Origin of the sequence: Roseiarcus sp. (assembly GCF_052145395.1) — a bacterium.
Classification (GTDB): Bacteria; Pseudomonadota; Alphaproteobacteria; order Rhizobiales; family Beijerinckiaceae; genus Roseiarcus.
Window position 1 is genome coordinate 1 of record NZ_JBKQOT010000663.1, and the last position, 3,169, is coordinate 3,169.

Genomic DNA, 3,169 nt, shown 5'->3' on the forward strand with positions numbered 1-3,169 from the left:
TCCTTGCTGACCGGCACGAGGCTGACGACGAAATTCCGTTCCAGCGCAAGCTCGCGCATTGCCCCGAGCAAATGCGACTTCCCCGCGCCGAAACCGCCCCAGACGAGCGTTCCCTCGACCTGGCGGCCATCGTCGAGACTCTGAGCGCAGCGCTCAAGTGAATCCAGAAAGGGCTTGACCAGAGCCCCATCGCGTTCCCCCAGCAGGCGAATGGCCGCCCGGTTGGGAACCCCAGCCCGCAGCGCTTCGATCGCTCCGCGCATTTCTATCGGCGCATGGCAGCTCGTCATGAGGCGTCGATCGTCTCATGTGCGCCAGAATGCAACCGGACGAGGGTCGCGAGCGGATTGTCCCTGCCCGTTGCGCGGACGTCGTCCCATACCCGCATCTTCAGCGCGTCATAGGCGTTGAGCGATCGCTTGGGGTCAAGACCGGTCAGAGCCTCGTCCGCCAGCACGACAACCAGCAGGCCCTCGAATGTCTCGGCGTCGTCGATGAGCTGGCGCAACACCTCGAAGGCGTCGATCACCGCGGCCGGCGTGTACCGCAGGCCCTCGGCGAGAGCGGTCCCGGTCCGAAGGACCTGGCGGATGTCGAGCATGACGCAAATCCCCTTGCGCCCGCAAAGCCTGAGCCACCGGCACAGCGAACGCAGCATCGCGCGTCCATTGTGCCGGGTGATTTTGGCCGTAATGTAGGTCTCGCGGAGGGTGCCGATGGCCCGCAACTCACCGCGCAGCCATTCGAGCACCGGGGCGGTGACGCCGACGTCCGTCTCGTCGGGCTCGAGCCGTGTCCGGGACAGCGTCGCCATGGCGATCCGAAAGTCCTGGCTCATCGAACGGTCGCGCATGATATCATCCGTCAGCCAGCGGTTCAGATCGCGGCGGAACAACCGGACATCGATCTCATTGTAGACCGCCACATCCTGGAACGTGACGCTGCCGCCCACGCGCGGCCACCCATAGCTCTGCTTGGTCACCAGAGCCTCAACGAAGCCCTGGGCCATCGCCGGCCAGTCGAGGCTCCGCGAGACGGCGAAGAAGACGTCCTGGATCATGTGGATCTTGGTTCGGGACGCATCGATCCGGCAGGACGCCAGTCCGTGTTGCTCCGCAAGTGCAGCCAGCCGCGCCTGGATCTCGTCGAGCTGTCCGGCGCCGGCTTCGACAAACTTCACCGCGCTGCCGCCGCCGGACACGAATTCGCGGAGATATTCGCGGTCGATGAGCTCGAGCCACGCTTCCGCCGTGACCCCGATTTCGCCCTCGCCCGCGCGGGACAAGATCGATGGCGTTGCTGGTGCGTTCAGCGATATCGCGTTGACGGACATTTTTTCACGCTCCCGGCACGAACCGGATGCCGTAATAGACCCGCTCGGCTCCCTTTTCGTCGTAGACGATCAACGGCTTGACGCCCTTTGTGGTGGTCCCGCGGGGGAACTCGAAACGCTCTCCGCTGCGTGTGCGGAGATCCGGTTGGCGGTCCAGAAGCAAGAGGTCGCGGGCGAATTCCTCTTGCGGATAGTCGGCGCCCGGCAGCAGCGTAAGGGTGTCGTGAATTTCATTCAGCGCGACCACCCGGCCCGGATCGGTCCTGTTCCACTCGCGCCCGACAAGCCGCCGATAGGCGCGCCAGACGAGGTCGAGAAACGCCGGCTCCCGGAAACGCTGAGGCGCTTTCTGCGCCTTCGCTAAGAGTCGGACGAGCTCGCTCGGCCGAACCCGGCGCTCGATCTTCCGGCCGACGCGCACGGCGGACTGGTTTGCGTCGATGCGCAAAAGCAACGGAAAGCAATAGATGCGTCCGTCCCGTTCGAACATCTCCAGTCTCTGTTCGGCGGCCGCTGCCTGGAGGTCCACGAGAAAGCGGCCGTCGGCCATATAGGCCGACCCATCGAAACGCCATGCGCCGGAAAGGTCGCGCGCCGCCGCTTGGGCGTCTGCAAGCCAATCGTCGAGTGCGCCCAGGCCCCTGGCAATGTCGCCCATGTGTCCGACCCTTGCAGCGCGGCGCACCCGCTTAAGCCCGCTGACCAGTCCCTCTGCCGCCTTCTGCGCCTTTTCCAGCCGCGCATCGAACGAGATCAGCTCATCTTCGAATTCTGAAGCCATCCCGCGCTCCTCGCGTTGCAGCCAAGTAAGCTGCCCAACGATCTTACACAACTCTAATTCTGCGGGCGTCCGGGCGCGACCGCGCTCGCGTCGCCCTTTCTAGCCACTCAGCGATCCAGAGCTTCATCACCGCCTGCCGGGTCACGCCGAGCGGCTCGCCTCGCGGTCGAGCGCTTCGATCACCCATACCGGAAAATCGACATTGACGCGCTTGAGCGCGAGATTGGGACGCCGGGCCTTCGCCCAGTCGACCGCGCCCGAGACATCCTCGTTGCATCGAACGCCTCATCGAATTGACACGCTAATAAAAACCGAGCTCGTGTGCTGGACTAAGTGGGCCCTGGCAAGCTCCGACGAATTCACATCACCGCCAAGCGGCCCGCGGAGGGTCACCCGGGCACTGAGTGCCCGCGCGCAGAGCTGCCCGATCCCTTCCGCCCGCCCGCCATGACGGTAGCTATGGGTGGATTCAAAACTTGGTCAACGGTTCCATCTCGCATAAGCCGTTGATTTCGAACCCTCGAACCCAACCTTCGCAAGGTCGTGCTCTACAATACGTGATCTCGCGAAACCTGAGGTAGCAGTGAACGGTCGGCGCCTTCCTCCGCCTCCGTTTCCCCGTCTCTGTCGCCAGGCTGACCGCCGCCCGGCATCAACCCCGCGTCCTTCAGCGCCTCAAGGTCCGGCAGATCGCGCAGCGACTCGAACCCGAACTCGATCAGGAACTTCTCCGTCGTGACGTAGGCGTAAGGCGCCCCGAGTTTCGGGCTGCGGGGTCCGGCGGCGATCAGGCATTCCTCGCGCAGCGCAGCGATCAGGTCGCGCGAGATTTCGCGCCCAAACATTTCCGAGATTTCTCCGCGCGTCACCCGCTGGAACATGGCGACCGCCATCAGCATCCCGGCCTCCAGCTTGGTGAGCTCCTTTGCGTCGGCCGGGATGTCGAAGGCGACTCGGACCGCCGGTTCTAGGGCGGGGCGAGTATGGAGGGCAAAACTCTCCCCTGCCCTGACGAGATCGATTGGCCGCCCGCGCAGGTCTTCTTTCAGGTCGTC

General features: G+C 64.5%; 4 protein-coding genes. All 4 read right to left on the reverse strand.

Going from position 1 to position 3,169, the window contains the following annotated elements; all coding sequences use genetic code 11:
• A partial coding sequence (locus ACLP25_RS22810; protein ID WP_442471424.1) for a BREX system ATP-binding domain-containing protein occupies positions 1-290 on the reverse strand: 290 nt, incomplete at its 3' end.
• Positions 287-1,333 carry a BREX system ATP-binding domain-containing protein gene (locus ACLP25_RS22815; protein WP_442471425.1) on the reverse strand — a complete coding sequence of 349 codons (1,047 nt, stop codon included), beginning with the start codon at positions 1,331-1,333 and terminating at the stop codon, positions 287-289. The genes ACLP25_RS22815 and ACLP25_RS22810, both read right to left, overlap by 4 nt.
• Positions 1,334-1,337: 4 nt before the next feature.
• Positions 1,338-2,114, reverse strand: a complete 777-nt coding sequence (locus ACLP25_RS22820; protein ID WP_442471426.1) for a hypothetical protein — start codon at positions 2,112-2,114, stop codon at positions 1,338-1,340.
• Positions 2,115-2,662: 548 nt separating this feature from the next.
• A partial coding sequence (gene scpB, locus ACLP25_RS22825) for an SMC-Scp complex subunit ScpB (RefSeq protein WP_442471427.1) occupies positions 2,663-3,169 on the reverse strand: 507 nt, incomplete at its 5' end.